This is a genomic window from Lentzea albidocapillata subsp. violacea, from assembly GCF_900100275.1.
In the GTDB taxonomy this organism is placed as follows: domain Bacteria; phylum Actinomycetota; class Actinomycetes; order Mycobacteriales; family Pseudonocardiaceae; genus Lentzea; species Lentzea violacea.
This window is the reverse complement of the sequence record NZ_FNET01000012.1, coordinates 96504-113765: the sequence shown is the minus strand read 5'-3', so window position 1 is coordinate 113765 and position 17262 is coordinate 96504. Positions and strand designations below refer to the sequence as shown.

14 protein-coding genes are annotated in these 17262 nt (G+C 66.8%); 7 read left to right on the top strand and 7 right to left on the bottom strand.

Going from position 1 to position 17262, the window contains the following annotated elements:
• Nucleotides 1–13: 13 nt before the first annotated feature.
• A complete protein-coding gene (locus BLR21_RS25615) occupies nucleotides 14–1174 on the top strand; it encodes a hypothetical protein (protein ID WP_090009047.1) in 1161 nt (386 codons plus the stop codon).
• 6 nt (nucleotides 1175–1180) lie between these two features.
• On the opposite strand, the gene phoU is transcribed toward BLR21_RS25615, so the two are convergent.
• From phoU to dusB, 5 genes are all read right to left on the bottom strand, one after another.
• Nucleotides 1181–1846, bottom strand: coding sequence for a phosphate signaling complex protein PhoU (gene phoU / locus BLR21_RS25610; RefSeq protein WP_090009045.1), 666 nt, complete (start codon nucleotides 1844–1846; stop codon nucleotides 1181–1183).
• 72 nt (nucleotides 1847–1918) lie between these two features.
• Nucleotides 1919–4900 carry an LCP family protein gene (locus BLR21_RS25605; protein ID WP_143027874.1) on the bottom strand — a complete coding sequence of 994 codons (2982 nt, stop codon included), beginning with the start codon at nucleotides 4898–4900 and terminating at the stop codon, nucleotides 1919–1921.
• A 299-nt stretch (nucleotides 4901–5199) separates the two neighbouring features.
• Nucleotides 5200–6048, bottom strand: a complete 849-nt coding sequence (locus BLR21_RS25595; protein WP_090009402.1) for a GGDEF domain-containing protein — start codon at nucleotides 6046–6048, stop codon at nucleotides 5200–5202.
• A gap of 141 nt (nucleotides 6049–6189) precedes the next feature.
• Nucleotides 6190–6642 (bottom strand): hypothetical protein, encoded by a 453-nt coding sequence (locus BLR21_RS25590; protein WP_090009040.1) that lies wholly within the window; start codon nucleotides 6640–6642, stop codon nucleotides 6190–6192.
• Nucleotides 6635–7759: a tRNA dihydrouridine synthase DusB gene (gene dusB / locus BLR21_RS25585; RefSeq protein WP_256334931.1), complete on the bottom strand. Its 1125-nt coding sequence runs from the start codon at nucleotides 7757–7759 to the stop codon at nucleotides 6635–6637. The genes BLR21_RS25590 and dusB overlap by 8 nt, the downstream gene beginning before the upstream one ends.
• A gap of 186 nt (nucleotides 7760–7945) precedes the next feature.
• On the opposite strand from dusB, the gene BLR21_RS25580 reads away from it, so the two are divergent.
• Entirely contained in the window at nucleotides 7946–8626 is a 681-nt protein-coding gene (locus BLR21_RS25580; RefSeq protein WP_176929782.1) for a DUF4241 domain-containing protein, read from the top strand.
• Nucleotides 8627–8694: 68 nt separating this feature from the next.
• Complete coding sequence (locus BLR21_RS25575) at nucleotides 8695–9174, top strand: DUF6328 family protein (RefSeq protein WP_090009035.1); 480 nt, start codon at nucleotides 8695–8697, stop codon at nucleotides 9172–9174.
• Here the strand turns inward: BLR21_RS25575 and BLR21_RS25570 are convergent.
• Nucleotides 9139–9834 carry a hypothetical protein gene (locus tag BLR21_RS25570; protein WP_090009032.1) on the bottom strand — a complete coding sequence of 232 codons (696 nt, stop codon included), beginning with the start codon at nucleotides 9832–9834 and terminating at the stop codon, nucleotides 9139–9141. The two genes, BLR21_RS25575 and BLR21_RS25570, sit on opposite strands and share 36 nt — an antisense overlap.
• A 159-nt stretch (nucleotides 9835–9993) precedes the next feature.
• On the opposite strand from BLR21_RS25570, the gene BLR21_RS25565 reads away from it, so the two are divergent.
• Nucleotides 9994–10959 (top strand): NAD(P)-dependent alcohol dehydrogenase, encoded by a 966-nt coding sequence (locus BLR21_RS25565; RefSeq protein ID WP_090009030.1) that lies wholly within the window; start codon nucleotides 9994–9996, stop codon nucleotides 10957–10959.
• On the opposite strand, the gene BLR21_RS25560 is transcribed toward BLR21_RS25565, so the two are convergent.
• The gene (locus BLR21_RS25560; RefSeq protein WP_090009028.1) at nucleotides 10943–12112 is read right to left on the bottom strand and encodes a serine hydrolase domain-containing protein; all 1170 of its coding nucleotides are present in this window, start codon (nucleotides 12110–12112) and stop codon (nucleotides 10943–10945) included. The genes BLR21_RS25565 and BLR21_RS25560 overlap by 17 nt on opposite strands.
• A gap of 248 nt (nucleotides 12113–12360) precedes the next feature.
• On the opposite strand from BLR21_RS25560, the gene BLR21_RS25555 reads away from it, so the two are divergent.
• The 3 genes from BLR21_RS25555 to BLR21_RS41810 all read left to right on the top strand — a co-directional run bounded on the left by BLR21_RS25555 (nucleotide 12361) and on the right by BLR21_RS41810 (nucleotide 17247).
• Nucleotides 12361–13752 (top strand): MDR family MFS transporter, encoded by a 1392-nt coding sequence (locus tag BLR21_RS25555; protein ID WP_256334929.1) that lies wholly within the window; start codon nucleotides 12361–12363, stop codon nucleotides 13750–13752.
• A gap of 1112 nt (nucleotides 13753–14864) precedes the next feature.
• Nucleotides 14865–15548 (top strand): hypothetical protein, encoded by a 684-nt coding sequence (locus tag BLR21_RS41815; protein ID WP_143027873.1) that lies wholly within the window; start codon nucleotides 14865–14867, stop codon nucleotides 15546–15548.
• 583 nt (nucleotides 15549–16131) lie between these two features.
• Entirely contained in the window at nucleotides 16132–17247 is a 1116-nt protein-coding gene (locus BLR21_RS41810) for a ComEC/Rec2 family competence protein (protein WP_143027872.1), read from the top strand.
• The last annotated feature ends 15 nt before the right edge of the window (nucleotides 17248–17262 follow it).

The window sequence follows — 17262 nt, the reverse complement described above, 5'->3', positions numbered from 1 at the left end:
CTATCTTGCTGGCGTGAGCCCGCAAAGCAAGAGCCGCAAGAAGAAGCAAGGCAAGGCGCCCGGCCGCAGGCCCGAGCAGCAGTCCCCGTACGGGGCGCTGCTCGAGTCGGCGGCCGCGGTGCGTTCCGAGTCCTGGCTGCTCGCGGACGCCTGGGCGAGCGAGCTCTACGCGACGCTCTGGCTCGCCGGATCCGGCACCGCGCCGTTGATCGAGGCACTGCAGGCGATGGACGACCCCGCGGCGCTCACCGCGTTGCGCGCGCTGGCCGGCGTGGGCTCGGAGGAGAACCGGGCCGCCTCGTCCGCCGCGGCGGAAACCGTTGCGGCACGCGGCATCGCCGAGCCGGACTGGTACGTCGCCGGCACGGTCCCCGACTTCCGGGACGCCTTCCTCGTCACGAACCTGCTGGGCGACGTCGAGGTAATCGCGATCACCCAGGAACGCGCCGGCGTCGGCGAGACCGTGCTGTTCATGCGCCAGCCGGTGCTCGGCGCCACCGCGATCGAGCTGTTCTCGACGCCGGACGAGGGCACCGTCGCGTTGCTGGAGGACATGATCGCCTCCACGCCCGACGCGTTCCGTGACGAGATCACCCCCTTGAGTGCCACCGGCGTCTACGACCGCGTGTGGCCGGACATCGAGCAGTTCTGGGAGGACGGCCCGGACGAGGAGGCCGAGGAGGGCCTCCTGGGCGAGGAGGACGTGCGGCACCCGGTGCAGCTCATCGCTCTCGCCGACGCCCGCGTGAGTGCGTTGGTGCCCAAGGAGTACGAGATCTCCGCCGTCGGTCCGGAAAGGACGGACGAGGTCGTCGGCGCGTTCCTGGCTTCGGAGCACGGGATCGCCGACGTCGAGGCCGCGCGGGCGTTCGCGCGGATCGTCGTTTCCGCGGCGGTGGAACAGAACCGGGATCCCGTCGTCTACGGGCCGGCGTCACTGACCGCCGTGCTGATCCTCAACGTGGCCGCGAAGCTGCACGTGTCCGACGCGGACCTGGCGCTGCTGCCCGAGATCGTGCGGGCTTGGGCGTACTTCACCGTGGACGCACGGGATCTGCCGCGCGACGAGGCGCGGGCGGTGTGGGACGAGGAACTGCCCACCGTGCTCGCCGAGTTCTCCGAGGCCTACGCCGATCCGGAGCTGGTGGCAGAGCGCGATGGGCAGTTTCGCTAGAGGACTTCAGAGGTTGTCGTCGCCACCGTAGCCGGGCATCCGGCCGGTGACGACGAAGACCGTGCGCTTGGCGACCGACACCGCGTGGTCGCCGAAGCGCTCGTAGAAGCGGCCGAGCAGCGTCACGTCGACCGCGGCGGGGACGCCGTGCTGCCACTCCTTGTCCATGATCACGGAGAAGAGGTGGCGGTGGATGTCGTCCATCGCGTCGTCCTCGTCCTCGAGGCTGCGCGCACGGTCGACGTCCTTCTCCCGGATGATCGAGGCGGCCTCGTTCGCGAGCTTGACCGCGATCCGGCCCATCTCGGTGAAGTACGGCTGCACGTCCTCCGGCAGCGCCGACGCCGGGTGCCGGCGGCGCGCGGCCTTGGCCACGTGCAACGCCAGGTCGCCCATGCGCTCGACGCTCTCGGCGGCGTGGATCACCGCGAGAACGGTACGCAGGTCGGTCGCGACCGGTGCCTGCAGTGCGAGCAGCGCGTACGCCTGCTCCTCGATGCTGGAGCGGACGTCGTCGACCTTCTGGTCACCGCTGATGACCTGCTCTGCCAGGCCAAGATCGGCCTGCAGCAGGGCTGCGGTCGCGTTCTGCATCGCCTCGGCGACCATGCCGGTCATGTCGGCCAGTTGGTCGGCGAGCTGTTCGAGCTGGTCATGGTAGGCCTCGCGCATGGCGCTCAGCCTACGTCCCGGCCGTCGCTGCAGCGACATGCCAGGATGAACCCGAGGTGAACCCCAGGCGAATCACTTCGCCGCGCAGGGGTCCTGTGCGGCGTTCACAATGGACAGATCGGTGCCGGGCTGACCTTGCGTTTGTCCCTGCGGAGTGGCTTGCTGGCCCCCCGCCTTCGGTGCCTGGACCTTGTCGTCGAAGCCCTTGCCGATCACCAACTGGATCGCTCCACCCATCTCGGGTGACTCGACCAGCTCCGCGCCGGGCACCGCGGCCTTGAGCGTCACGGCCTTGTTCTCGTTGCCCTTGGCGAACTTGATGATCGTCTTCGGTGCCTGCTCCGGCGCGTTGTCCCGCTTGACGACCTTGAAGCCCTCTCGCACCAACGCGTTCGCCGTCCTGGCGACGGCGCCGTCGTTCGCCGAGTCGCCGTTGAGCACCTGGATGCTGACCTCCTTGGGGTCCACCAGGGTGCCGGGCTGCTGGGCGGGAGCGTTGGCGTCGCCGGGCTTGGGGTCGGCCACCTTCTCCTGCGGCAACGGCGTTCCGTCGATGATCGTCTGGAACAGCGCCTTGACGTCGTCGTCCTTGAGCCGCTCGATGTTGTCGTCCGGGTTGTTGATCAGCTTGTTGTCGTCGGTCCAGTGCGGCATCGTCACGAACGACACGCGGCCGGCGTCGAGGCTCTGCAGGGAGTTCGCGAGCTCCAGCAGCGAGGCGACGTCGATGTTGTCGCCGACCGTGGACTTCGTGAGCGCGTTGATGAAGTTGTTGAGCTTGCTCGGGCTCAGCAGCACCTCGTTGGACAACGCGCCACGCAGCATCGACGAGAGGAACTGCTGCTGCCGCTTGATGCGGTCGAAGTCCGTGCCGCCGTCGCCGGCGACCGTGCGGGCGCGCACGTACTGCAGTGCCTGGTCGCCCTGCAGGGTGTGCTTGCCCGGCTTGTCGATGATGACGCCGAGCTTCTCGTCGACGATCTTCGTGGGCGTGCAGATCTCCACGCCACCGATGGCCGTCGACATCTCGCGGAAGCCGACGAAGTCGATGCTGATGAAGTGGTTGATGTTGAGGCCGGTCAGCTGGGTCATCAGGTTCGCGACGCACTCGGGTCCACCGTCGTTGTAGACGGAGTTCGCCATGACGCCCTTCTCCGGCGCCAGCGGGCCCGCGTACTGCGCGGTGTCCGGGTTGTAACTGCGGCACGCGGGACGGTCGACCCGCACGTCGCGCGGCAGCGACACGATGACCATGCGCTTACGGTCCTTGGGGATGTGCGCGAGCATGATCACGTCCGACCGCGCGCCACCCTCCTGCGCCTGCGTGCCGACGTTGTCGCCCGGCTTGGCGCCCGCCCTGGTGTCCGAGCCGACCAGCAGGAAGTTCTCGTCACCGAGCTGCTTCTCCGCCTGTTGCACGGCCTGCGTGTTGCCGCCCAGCGCGTCGATCTTCGGGATCCTGGAGTCGGCCCACTGCATCGCGGCCCAGCCGACGCCTGTCGACGCGAACACCACGGCCGCGGCGGCGATCGCCCCGATCCTGGCGGTGCGCATCAACTTGCGCTGCTGCGGCGTGCGGCCGGTGGGACGCTTCTCGCCGTCCTCGTCCTCGGGGACGACGGGTTCGGCGAACTGGGTCGCCTCGTCGACGAGGTCTCCCTCTTCGCCGTCCTTGACCCACGGCATGAGCTTGGCGCGCCGCTCCTTGCGCTGGCGCTCCTGCTCGAGCAGTTCGTCGTGCACCGCGGAGAACCGCGCGAGAGTGTGGTCGACCTCGCGACGTTTCTTCACGTCGTCGCCGATGGCCTCCATCTCGGTGGTGAGGCACAACGGGTCCATCTCTTCGCGCTTCTCGACCTTGGCCACACCCGCCGCGGGGGCGATCTGGGTGGCCTCGGGACCCGGCGCGTCGGCCTCGGGTTCACCGAGCCGGTTGGCGAGGCTGCCGGGAACCGGGCGCGGACCGCTCGACTCTGCCCGTGGGGGCATCGGCCGGGGACCGCTCGACTCCGCGCGCGACGGCATCGGCTGCCTGCCCGTCATGTCCCCGTTCGGGGGCATGGGGCGGCGGCCGGTGTTGTCCGGCCCTTCACCCGGGGCGGGAGGACGCGGAATGCCGTTGGACGACGGTGCGTCGCCCGGCAGGAGGCGGCGAGGTGCGCCGGCCGCGGGGCCTTCCGGCGTCCCTCCCGGAGCGGGAGGACGCTGGAGGCCGTTGGACTGCGGGATCTCACCGGGGGCCGGCGGGCGCGGGACACCGTTGGACGACGGCGCGTCACCCGGCAGGAGCCTGCGCGGCGGTACTCCGCCTGCGTCGGGTGCCGGTCGGCGGACCGCCGGCCCCGCCTCAGGCGCGGGACGCCGCGGGATGCCGTTCGAGGAAGGCGCGTCGCCGGGAGGCATCCGCCGCGGGTCGCCGGGAGCAGGCGGCCTGGGCATGCCGTTCGAGGTGACGTCGGGCGCCGGTGGGCGCGGGATGCCGTTGGACGACGGGGCGTCGCCAGGGGCGAGCCGGCGCGCCGGAGGCATTTCGCCTGGTGCGGGACGCCGGACGGGACCGCCCGGCTGCTCGCCGGGCACCGGGCGGCGCTGCATGCCCGTCGCGTCGGGCCTCGGTCGCTGCCCGGTCTGGGCTGGACCCTGGGCCGGGTTCTGGGCAGGCCTCGGCCGTTGTCCGGTCTGCTCACCAGGCACGGGACGCGGACGCGGGCCGGTCTGCTGGACACCGTTCGGCTCGGCGGGGACACCGGGCGCGCGCCGCCTGCCGGTCTGGTCGCCGGCGAAGTTCTGCGGGGCGGCCTGCGGGCGCGCGCCCGTCTGCTCACCAGGCCGGTGAGCCGCGGGCGGCTGCTGCCGCGGTGCCTGAGGAGGCTGCTGCGGGTGGGCCGGGGGGTCAGGCAGTGCACGCCTGCCCGTGGCCGCGGGTGGTTCCGGCAGGGCGCGCCTGCCTGTCGTGGGTTCGTCGGGCGAGCCTGGCGGGACGGGCCGGGGGATGTTCGTCCTGCTGTGCTGCTCGATGAGGTCCGAGACGCTCAGGCCCCCAGAGCCTTCCATCGAGCGACGTCTACGGCCGGTCGGCTGGTCGTGCTGGGGATCCTGATCACCACGGGAAGAGGGGCCGCCACGTCGGGGGTCGTCGGGCACCCAATCTCCCTTCTGGGTCAGAAGCAAAAGCGGTTCGTCATTACGAAGTGACGACGACCGGGACACAAGGGTTGCATCACCGGGCGTGTCAGTTGCGCCCGCGATACTACGGATGTAGCCGACTTCTGACGACCACTCCGGGTGATACAGCTGCGATCTATACGCGATTACGCGCAGTCCGCTTGCCCTGAACGGGTGAGCCAGCTCACTCAGTGGTAACCGAGAACACGTGTCTCGGTGATCGCACGCCTGCCCGAGGCAGCACCAGCGAGTCGAACCCGTCCGTCGGCACGGTACGCCACCGCGTTGCGGCCGGACTGCTTGGCCGTGTACAGGAGGCTGTCGGCGCGCAGCAGTTGCTGCTCGGCGCCGACCGCCGGACGTTCCGGCGCCTCGTCCGCGGCCGGTTCGTAGGCGAGGCCCGCGCTGACGGTCACGCGCAGCCCTGGTGCGACGTCCTGCCACGCGTGACGCTCGACACGTTCGCGGGCCGCCTCGGCGATCTCCACGGCGGCAGCGGCGTCCACGCGGGGCAGCACGAGCACGAACTCCTCACCGCCGTAGCGGGCGCAGAACGCGCCCTCCGGCAGGCCCTGCTGCAGCAGTTCGACCACGCGCTGCAGCACCCGGTCGCCCAGGAGGTGGCCGAAGGTGTCGTTGACCTGCTTGAACCAGTCCAGGTCGATCAACGCGATGGCAAGCCCGTGCCGGCACGCTCCGTGTTCGGTCAGCAGGTCCATCAGCCGTTGGTCGAGGTAACGGCGGTTGTAGGAGTCGGTGAGGCTGTCGCGCAGGCTCTGCTCGCGCGCCTCGGCGTGCTCCCGGCGCAGCAGCTCGACCTCGCGGCGCAGCTGCTCCGGAACGTGCGGCTCCTCGACCTGATCAGCGTGGACGAGGTCGAGCGCGGAACGCAGGTGTCGGTACGCCTGGCGCCACTGGCCGCGGGAGGCGAGCAACGTCGCGATGGACTCGTGCAGCGCCACCAGGCCAGGACCCTGCTTGTCGACTGGGGCGTCGGCCTGCTGGATCTCTGCGGTCTCGGGTCGCAGTGCGGTCATCGCGGTCACCTCCTTACCTGCCAGGTGTCGTCCCCTAAGAGGCGGCGCTTGAGCTAGAAGGACGTGTGGAGGTGGGATTTCCCCCTTCCGGTTGACCGTCAGCTGCTCCGATCCAGTGAGCTTGGAAGATCAACAACCCGTTCAGCCACCGAGGCAGGGCGCGAACCCGTACACCTCGTCGTCCAGGAGCACCACGTGCATCGACCCGATCTGGCTGCCGATCGCCTGATCTTCCTTGCGTAACGTGATCGTGACGGCGACGACGTAGACGTCACCCCGTGGATGAGCCTTCTCGCCGGGGGGCGCCCAGTCGGCGTCCATGCGCAGCGTCGTCCACGTCGGCTCGACCTTGATCGTCGCGCCGCGCAGGTCGCACGTCTTCTGCCGGAAGTCCGGGTGCTGCGTGTCCTTCAGCAGCTTCGCCTGCTGGGACGCGCCCTCCTCACCCGCCTTGTTGACGCGGGCGTAGTAGTCCTTGAACTTGGCGCGGCCGTCGTCGCTGAGCCGCACGGGCCGTGCCGTGCCCGTGATCGGTCCACCGCAGCCCGCCAGCAGCGCGAGCGCGACCAGGAGGACCGCGACGCGTTCAGCCACCGGAGTGCATCAGGTCCGCACCGGACGGCACCGTGGCGTCCTCGGGGTCGTCCAGCCAGCCCTCGGGCAGCACGACCTTCGCCGACGACCCCTGCCTGCCGCGCGGCCCCTCGGCGTTCTCGGGGAACGGCACCGCCTTGTCGAGCGTGCCGATGAGGTCGTCCAGCTCCTGCAGGCTCGACACCATGGCGAACGCCCGGCGCGTGTCGCCGCCGACCGGGAAGCCGTGCCAGTACCAGGCCATGTGCTTGCGCAGGTCACGCAGCCCCTTGTGCTCGCCGTCGTGCGCCGCGAGCAGCCGGGCGTGGCGACTCAGCACCTCGGCGACCTCGCCGAGGTTCGGGCCCTCGGGGATCGGCTCACCGCGGAACGCCGCCTGCAGGTCGCGGAAGAGCCACGGCCGGCCGAGGCAGCCACGCCCGACGACCACGCCGTCGCAGCCGGTCTCAGCGACCATGTCGAGCGCGTCCTGGGCGCTGAAGATGTCGCCGTTGCCCAGCACCGGAATGCTCGTGACGGCCTCTTTGAGCCGTGCGATGGCAGACCAGTCCGCCTTGCCGGAGTACCGCTGCGACGCCGTGCGCGCGTGCAGTGCCACGGCCTGTGCGCCCTCGTCCTGCGCAATGCGACCGGCGTCGAGGTACGTCAGGTGGTCGTCGTCGATGCCGATGCGGAACTTGACGGTGACCGGCATGTCCCCGGCGTTGCGGACCGCGGCCCGCACGATCTGCCGGAACAGTTCACGCTTGTACGGCAGCGCGGCGCCACCGCCCTTGCGCGTCACCTTGGGCACCGGGCACCCGAAGTTCATGTCCATGTGGTCGGCAAGATTCTCGTCCACGATCATCTTCGTGGCCTCGCCGACGTTCTTGGGGTCCACGCCGTAGAGCTGCATCGACCGGGGGCTCTCGCCCTCGTCGAACGTGATCATGTGCATGGTCATCGCGTCGCGCTCGACCAGCGCCCGCGCGGTGATCATCTCGCAGACGTAGAGCCCGGCCCCGTACTGACGGCACAGCTGCCGGAACGCCACGTTGGTGATGCCGGCCATGGGGGCCAGCACAACGGGCGGGTCGACGGCGAACGGGCCGATCTTCAGCGTGGAGGGAACGGACACGCCCCCCAGGTTACGGCACTGACCTGCCGCGATCTTCACCGAGAGTGACCGCGGCGGATTGTCCCGTCGACTCCGCCCTCGCCGGGGCAACGGCTCGTTCGCGGTTGTAGCCGACGGCGAACACCCCCGGTGCCCCGATCGGGTGTCAGGGGCTTCTGCCAACATGCAGTCGGAGGTGGCGTACCTGTGGGGGCGGTTGAACTGATCAGGTCCGGGTTCGAGCGGTTCTTCGTCGACGGGCCGGTGGGCAAGTCGACCGGCGGCGGTGAACAGCAGGTCATCAGCGTGCGGCAGGTGGGTGAGCTGGCCCTGCCGACGGGCAGGCTCGTGGCGGCCGACCCGTTCGTCGTGTGGCCGGACGACGCGGAGGCGTTCACCGACGTGGTCGAGCCGGGCAACTACCCGGTGTCGGTCTCGCTGGTGTCGTACATCGACGGCGACGGCCTGCCCGACGAGCGGCAGGGTTACCGCGTCGCGGCCGCCAAGGTGACGGTGAAGGACGAGCCCGCGTACTCGTGGCGGCCGGCCGTGACGCCGGGCGAGCACGTGCCCATGCTGCCGGTGATGCCGGAGTTCGGGTACGACGTGAAGTCGAGCACCGGCGCGTTCTTCGACCTCGCCGCGGCTTCGGCGCTGGACCGGCTGGCCGGCGACGACGAGGCGGGCAACTGCGACCTGATCGACGCGCTCGGCGAGGTGGGCGGCGGCCGTGGCCCGGCCAACGTGACCGACGCCAGGTCCGGGTTGAACGTCGTGGCGTTCTCGACGGGCTGGGGTGACGGCGTCTACCCGACCTGGGTCGGTCGCAACACCGCGGGCGACCCGGTCGCGTTCGTGACCGACTTCTTCGTGATCACAAGAGCCTAATTGGCTGGTGCCAACGGCCTAGTCGCGCCATTTCGGCGTTTCAACAGGTCAGAGGCGGGTAGGTGAGGATGGTGAGCGAAGCAGAGGAGTCGGATCAGCGCAGACTCGCCCGCAACCTCAACGAGCTCCTCCAGGAGCTCCGCGTGGCCCAGGCGGGCGTGCAGATCCTGTTCGGCTTCCTGCTCTCCATCGCGTTCACCGAGAAGTACGCCTCCGTCAACGGTTACGTCCGCATCACCCACCTCGTCACCGTGCTGTGCGCCGCCGTGGCCGTCGCCTTCCTCACCGCGCCCGCCGCGTGGCACCGCGTCATGTTCCGCCAGGGTCGCCGCGAGGAGGTGGTCCGCTCGGGCAACGCGTTCGCCCTGACCGGCCTGGCCTTCCTGGCGCTGGCGATGACCGGCACCGTCCTGCTGCTCGCCGAGGTGATCCTGGGCGGCTGGCCGGCGATGGTGGTCGGCGCGCTGGCGTTCATCGTCTTCGCCGGCCTCTGGTTCGCGCTGCCGCTCGCCTCATCCCATGGTGCTCAGGACGGCGAGAGCTCCTAATCCTATCGCCACCGGCACCGCGATCAGCACGTTCTTCCTTGTAGGCGGTGGCTGCTCTCTCAACGCCAGAATCCCCAACGGCACCAACGCAACGCACAGACCGACCGTGCCGACGATGGACAACACCTCGGTGCCCTTGAGGACCCCGAGCGGCAGCAACCCCATGGCAGCCAGCGCCACCGCCCGGACCCTGCCGAGCACGCCGCCGCGGTACGTCCCGATCGCCAGCACGAACCAGCCGAACATGATCGTGAAGGACAGGAAGCTGAACAGGTGCAGGTCTCCGTACCCGCGCGCCACCAGTTCCGTGGCTCCCTCGACCCCCAGATGCCCAGTGGCGCTGAACGCCGCCTGGTCGACCCCGGCGTGGAACGTCCGCTCGAAGAGCCCGATCGTCACCAGCACCCCGCCCCAGGCCGCCCACCGGGGACTTCGGGCGCCGATCCGGTGCGCCAGATACGCCACCGCCGCCCACATCACGACGTTGCCGGCCAGAAAAGCGGTGTAGGCCGCCTGCATCAACCCCGGATGCTCGGCCACCGCCCGCAACTGGTCGGGGAAGAAGAAGTTGAACGGCGACCGCAACAGCGTGCCTGCCAGCAACAGCACCGGCCCGGCGATCAGCGCCGCGCCACCAACCCACCCGTTCGGAAACCTCATGGTCGTAGACGCTGTCACCGTCGTGACGACTTCTGATCGGCCCGCGGTCCGACTCGCCTCTCGGCCCGTGGTCCTAGACCCCTAGGTGGCACCCTGCTTTCTCCCTGATTCCGGGAACCTTTTCCCCGCAACGGTTCCTGCGCTCTCTACCGTCAGCAGATGAGAGCCGCCGTGCACACGAGCTTCGGCCCGCCGGACGTCGTCCAGGTGGTGGAGAAACCACTCCCCACCCTGCGCCCTGGCGATGTCCTGATCAAGGTCCACGCCACGACCGTGACCTCGGCCGAGTGCGCGATGCGCCGCGGCGAACCGTTGTGGGGCCGCGTGATCCTCGGCCTGCGCCGACCGCGCGCGGCGCTGCGCACCCTGGGCCTGGAGGTGGCCGGCGTGGTGGATTCGGTGGGTTCCGCGGTGACGGGTTTCCAGGCGGGCGACGAAGTCTTCGGCTTCACCGGCTTCGCGGCAGGCGCCCACGCCGACTACGTTCGTCTACCCGCCACCGGCTCACTTGTTATGAAGCCTCCGAGCCTGACCTTCGCCGAAGCCGCCGCCGCGGTGGACGGCGCCACCACGGCCCTGTTCTTCCTGCGCGACAAGGCAAAGGTCCGTCCTGGCGACCGAGTCCTGGTCAACGGAGCGTCCGGCAGCATCGGCACCTACGCCGTCCAACTGGCCAAGCACCTCGGCGCCACCGTCACCGCGGTCTGCGGCCCGTCGAACGTCGAGCTGGTGAAGTCGCTGGGCGCCGACGAGGTGATCGACTACACCGCGCACGACTTCACCGCCGACCCGGACAGCTACGACGTCGTCTTCGACACGGTGACCAAGTCGTCGTACCGCGCGTCTCGACGTGCTCTGCGCGCCGGCGGCAAATACCTTCCGACCACCGGCCTCCCGAACACCTTCTGGGCCCTGTGGACGGCATTGCGCGGCGGCAAGCGCGTCGTCGTCGGCATGTCCGTCAACAAGCGCGCGACCCTGCCCGTGATCAGCTCTCTGCTGGACGAAGGCAAGCTGCGCGTGGTCGTCGACCGCACCTATCCACTGGCTCGGATAGCCGACGCGCACCGCTACGTCGACGCAGGTCACAAGCGGGGCAACGTCGTGGTCACCGTGGCGGAGTGATCCGGTAGGCCGCCGACCCGTTGTGCAGGAACCGCGCCCGTCCGCTCTCGTCCTCGCCGACCAGCGAGAACACCTGGTAGCCGTCGCTCGTGGGGGTCACGCCGATGACCGAGCTGTCGCCGTGCCGCACGACCTCGACGCGTTTCGCCCGGCCGAGTTCGGTGCGCGGCCGGTAGACGAGGACAGCTCGTTCGTCCTCGGTGGCGAGCGTGATGTCGTACAGCTGGTTGCGATAGGTGCCGCACATCCAGTCCGCGATCGCTCCGGGCTGTGTTGCGGGGCTTGGCGGCGTTTCGCTGCTTTTCAGCACTTCGGTGAAGACCTCGCGCGCCAGCAGTTCGCTGTCCGCACTGTTGGTCAGCACGGCCACCGCGGTCCCGGAGTCCGGCACCACACGTAGAAAAGCCTTGCGCCCCTTCGCAACTCCGATGTGGCCGACAACGCCGTCCAGGTAGAGCATCCATCCCAGTCCCCACCCAAGAACCCCGCTTCCGAAGTCCGGAACGGCCTCGACCTGGGTCTCCCGCAGCACCGCGAGCTTCGGGTCGTCGAGGTGCAGCCGGACGAACCGCAGCAGTTCGCGCGCACTCATCGCGAAGTCCGACGCGCCGGGCGCCGTGCCATGACCTACTTCGGTGGCAACCGTCCGCAACCCCATCGGCTCCACCAGGCGTTCGCGCAGCACGTCGTGAAAAGGCTTGCCGCTCAGCACCTCCACCAGCCTGCCGAGCACCACGAACCCGCTGTTGGAGTACGAGAACACCGTGCCGGGCGGGATGGGGTGCTCCGCCGCCGCGAGTGCGCCGGCGTACTTCTCGAGCGCGTCGTCGCCGCGCCCGATGCCGAAGAAGTGGTTGCTGTCGAGCCCGCCCATGTGCGTGAGGAGGTGACGCGCCGTGAGTGACGGCGTGAACCCAGGCAAGTAGCGGCAAACCGGACGATCGAGGTCCAGCCGCCCCTCGTCCACCAGCCGCTGCACGAGCGTCGCCGTCCAGATCTTGGTGATCGAACCGACCCTGAACGCGGAGTCGCTCGTGACCTGACCACCGGTGCTGGACACACCTGCGGCCTCGTCCCGTATCTCCCCACCCGTGAGCACCGCTACCTGGGCGCCCGGCACGTCGTACTTCGCGATCAGCTCGCCCAGCCCCATGCGGAAAAAACTACGGACGACCGTGTCGATTCGAGGTCTGGCCGTTCGACGCACAGGTAGATGGACCGGAAAACCCGGATGAGACTAACGCCGCGATGAGAGAGACTCGGACGTACCGATGAGTTCCTTCGACGCTGCAGGTCTTCTCCGGTGTCACGAAGAACCTGATGCCAGCTACCGAGTGAGGGCCTGACATGCCTGCTGTGACCCAAGACCGACCTACCGCACAAGCGGGCAAAACACCGCTGGTGGTGCGTCTGCTGGTGCTGGCGACGTTCGTCGTGATCCTCAACGAAACGCTGATGATCAACGCGATTCCGCGCCTGATGGAGTCGCTGCACGTGACCGAGCAGGCCGCCCAGTGGGTCTCCACCGCGTTCATGCTCACCATGGCCGCTGTGATTCCCGTCACCGGCTGGTTCCTGCAGCGAGTCACCACCCGCCAGGGCTACGCGATCGCGATGGGCGTCTTCCTGGCCGGCACCGCCCTCTCCGCCGCGGCACCGACGTTCACCATCCTGCTGTTGGGCCGCATCGTGCAGGCCGCAGGCACGGCCGTGATGATGCCGCTGCTGATGACCACGCTGATGACCGTCGTCCCCGAACAGGACCGAGGCCGCGTCATGGGCAACGTGACCCTGGCGATCTCGGTGGCCCCGGCCCTCGGCCCGGCCATCTCCGGCCTGATCCTGCAACTGGGCTCCTGGCGCCTGCTCTTCGTCGCCGTCCTGCCGATCGCCGGCGCCGTGACCTACTTCGGCCTCCGCCACCTGGACAACATCGGCGAACCCAAGGTCAGCACCCTCGACTGGGCATCAGCCGCCATGGCCACCCTGGGCTTCGGCGGCCTGGTCTACGGCCTGAGCCTCTTCGGCGAGGGCGAGTCCAACCTCGGCCCGAGCATCGGCATCGTCATCGCCGGCGCGGCCCTCGTTGCGTTCTTCGTCCTCCGCCAGCTCAAACTGCAGCGAACCGGCGCCCCGCTGATGGACCTCCGCACCCTCACCCACCGCACCTTCGCGCTCTCGCTGGCCCTCATGTGCATCGCGTTCCTGACGATGATGGGCTCGATGATCCTGCTGCCGCTCTACCTGCAGAACCTGCGAGGCCTCACCCCGTTGCAGACGGGCCTGCTCCTCATGCCCGGCGGCCTCGCCATGGGCCTCCTCGGCCCGAAGGTAGGACGCATCTACGACCGCCTCGGCAGCCGCCCACTGGTCATCCCGGGCTCGATCGGCATCGTGCTCTCCCTGGCTGGCTTCACCCAGATCTCGATGACCATGCCGTACTGGCAGGTCCTGGTCCTGCACGCCCTCCTGATGGTGAGCCTGGCAGCAACCTTCACCCCGATCTTCACCCTCGGCATGGGCGCCCTCCCGCCGAACATGTACCCGCACGGCAGCTCGATCCTCGGCACCCTCCAGCAGGTGGCCGCGGCCCTGGGCACTGCTCTCGTGGTGACCGTCATGTCGGCCCGTGCCACGGGCTTGGTCGCCGAGGGGGCCGCCGCGGGTGCGGCGCAGTTGAGCGGCATGAGGCTGGCGTTCGTGATCGCGACGGTTTTGGCTGTGGCGACGATCGTTGTGGCGTTCCTGCTGCCTAGCCGCACCACCACGTCCGGCGATGTCGTGGCCCACTGACTGGACGGTTCCTACGGCCTCGACGCGCTGGAATCGTTCAGTCGAGCCCTGGGCTTCGTTCGGCGGCAAGGCCACTGGAACGTGGGACCGCACTCTTGAGATACGAAACCCCCAGGTCTGTGACCTGGGGGTTTGGTGGGCCGCCAGGGACTCGAACCCTGAACCCGAAGAGTAAGAGCCTTCGCTTGGCGTTGTTCGTCGATCTTCCTCGACAGTGCTCACTGCTGCACGGATGCGGTCTTGATCTGAGCACTCTGGACAGTCGCTTCTCGACGTTTATCGACGTTTTACGAGACTAAAGCGCATCATGATCTTGGTCCTTGAGGACCGTTCGCCCCTCTGACATTGTGCCCGACGCTGAGCCTTGAACGTGGCCGGTGGTGCTGGGGCAAGGCACTCGTTCCGGCCTTGCGCGGCGCTGCCGGCCATTGCCGATACGCGATGCCGCAGCTGTGTGTGCCGGGTTCCAGCGGCGACTATTCAGGGCACCGATCGTGTGCCACGCGTGCGGATATCAACCTGCCGCCTCTTACAACCGCTGGTTTGGCCGTAGCCTCGGGTGCCCCGGCGACACCTATTGAGTCGATGGTCAGAGGCTGTCAGCTACGGGCCTCTTCGAGCAACCGGCTTCCTCGGGGCTGAGGCGCCAGGAGCTGCGGGCCACATGGTTCGGTGGCAAGGCGGCGCAGCCGTCGCGGCAGTCGAGCGCCGTGCACAGCCACCTGTGGTGACCGCGCTGGCGCTCGTCGGGAGTCGGGACGAATCAGAGCTCGGATCGTGCGAGCCGTAAACTTGCGTTCGAGGTCCGGCGCGTAGCGCCGCCCGGCCGACCGGCGCAGCGAAGCGGATGCCGGGAGTGCCGGGATGGATGTTGGCGCAGCGCCAGACCGCACGCGCCGCCGTCGGCGGCGCCTTGATCCCGTAGAGCTGGATTCGGCAGCAAGTACGAAGCGAGCACAGAGTGATGTGGTAGGCCTTGTACTAGAGGGATCCACGGCTGTGCTTCAACTGTGCAGGTGACAGGGCCGGACGTACCTTGCGCGCGGCGTGTAAGTAGCCCATCCTGGCGCTTCGTAGACGACACGGCTCGAAGGGCTGCGACGGAGGACTGCATGGTGGTCAGCACCCCAGAGCTGGAAATCGCATCAATTGTGCTTGCGGGATCGTTTAATCCCGGTATCTTCCACCCGGCATGGCTTGCGGCTAACGATCTAATACCAAAGATCGAAGCGGAGGCTGCCGAGAACATCCTGGTGAGCGCGGACTATACGCGATTTGAAGTCGACTGGCTTGGTCTTGAGGTAATACCCGAGCGACTAACTATTATGACAAGCCAAGCGCCATACCAGAGCCCGCTTCGCGATTTGGCGCAGTCAATACTAACGCTGCTTCCTCATACGCCGATTAACGCAATGGGCCTCAATCGTGCCACGCATTATAAGCTAAAGAATGAAGATGTGTGGCATAGCTTCGGTCATCGCTTGGCTCCCAAGGATCCCGTGTGGACGGACATACTCAAGGCGCCAGGGACCAGGCGCCTAATGATCCAAGGGGAGCGAGATGATGGCAAGCGCGGGCATGTAATCGTCACTGTTGAGCCTTCGCAACGCGTCGATACCGCCATTTTCATCGACATTAATGATCACTTTGCACGTCCGTCGGACTTGTCTGGGATTGAGGGTGCAAAGTGGGCTAGAGACATACTTACAGAAGATTGGAGGGTGAATACGCAGCGCATTAACTCGATTAGGTCGAGGTTGTTGATCTTCGCTTCTGAGGGGGAAGGCGAAAAATGACAAAAGTTCGAACGGATGAATCGTCGCAGTCTATCACGACCAGTGGTCTTCAGCCGCTCGCTCGAACCAGGGAGAATCTTGAAAAAATAGGAACCAGGAACGATCCGAGTGGGACCTATCTTCGGAACTCTGTCGTCATTCAATCAAGGTCTATCGGACAATCGGCCTTGTCTGACGACGATGTTCATCCTGACGTCAACGCTGGTGAGCCTGACACTGGCTCTCCTGATCACAAACCTCAGGACGTAGTAAAGCCTCCGAAGATCTTCGCTCGCAGACCTATCGCCGACACCAGGTTCATTTCTCTGCAGTCATGGGAAGGGGTAGTGGAGGAAGTCTTCTCCACCTACTTCACTGCTCTTGTCGTCGAGCCCACTTCGACTGTAGAGGAATTTGCGGAGATCGCCATGGAGGAGATTTCACCTGCCGACCGCGAGTTGCTGGAACCAGGTGCGCGATTCTATTGGTCAATCGGATATCAACAGAACCGATTTGGGCAGCGGACTCGATCATCAGTCGTTAGGTTTCGGCGGGTTGCTCCGTATCAGAGAGACGAGCAGTGGGCAAAGACGGTAGGTGAGACTTGGCTCAGCCTCTAGACGTTGCCCTGCTGCCTCCCGAACTTGACGAGTTCGAAATCAACCTGTTTGGTCCTGGATATGGCGAGAGTATCGCCGTGCATCTTGGGGACAATAGATGGATGATTAACGACTCTTGTCTTAATGCGACCAAGTCTCGACCTGCTGCGCTTGAGTATCTTGAAGGTATTGGCGTTGATTGTGGCAGTAGCGTTGACCTGGTAGTCGCCTCTCACTGGCACGATGACCACATACGTGGTATGGCGCAGGTTGTAGATACTTGCAGCTCAGCCACGTTTGTCTGTTCCACGGCATTGCGCTCGGATGAGTTCGTTCAGCTTGTTTCGGCTGCAGAGCCTGAAATGTCTCTTGGGTCGGGCCTGTCGGAGTTTCGCAAGGTCATGGACATCGTGGTTGGGCGGCGTAATTCTGGCGTTCAAAACCCTGTGAAGTTCGCTCAGGCGGACATGACTATCTGGTCGAACCCCAATCGTCCAGCTGTACGCGTACACACTCTTTCTCCGTCGAGTGCTTCTACATTGCATACCTTCCAAGAGATCGGCGCGCTTATCCCCTCAGTCGAATCTGCGCGACTGAGGGTGCCGAAAGTGCAACCTAACGACACGAGTGTGGTTGTGTGGGTGGAATTTGAGTTCGAACAGGCACTGCTTGGTGCAGATCTGGAAGTGGTCGCTGACGACGCTCGCGGATGGGCTGCAATTTGTGATTCTGCAACTCGACCAAATGGCAGTGCTGGTGTGTACAAGGTGGCGCACCATGGGTCCGTTACCGGCCACTACGACGGGATTTACGCCCAACTGCTCAGTGCGCTCCCGATTAGTGTTCTAGCACCGTTCAGTAGGGGCCGAACAATTCTGCCTACGGAAGCCGACCGTGAGCGACTGTGCTCGCACTCGTCTGAAGTATATTCAACGAACACAAAGATAAGCCCCGTTCGCTTGCCTCGCGAACGCCTCGTGGGCAAGACGCTTAAGGAATCTAACAACAAGGTTGAGGTTGTTGACCCAAGCTTCGGGCATATCCGCCTTAGGCGCCGCACGGATGATCCCACTTGGAGAGTGGAGCTGCGCGGACATGCTGGCGCGCTGTGTGTTGCCTGATTAGCTCTCGGTCGA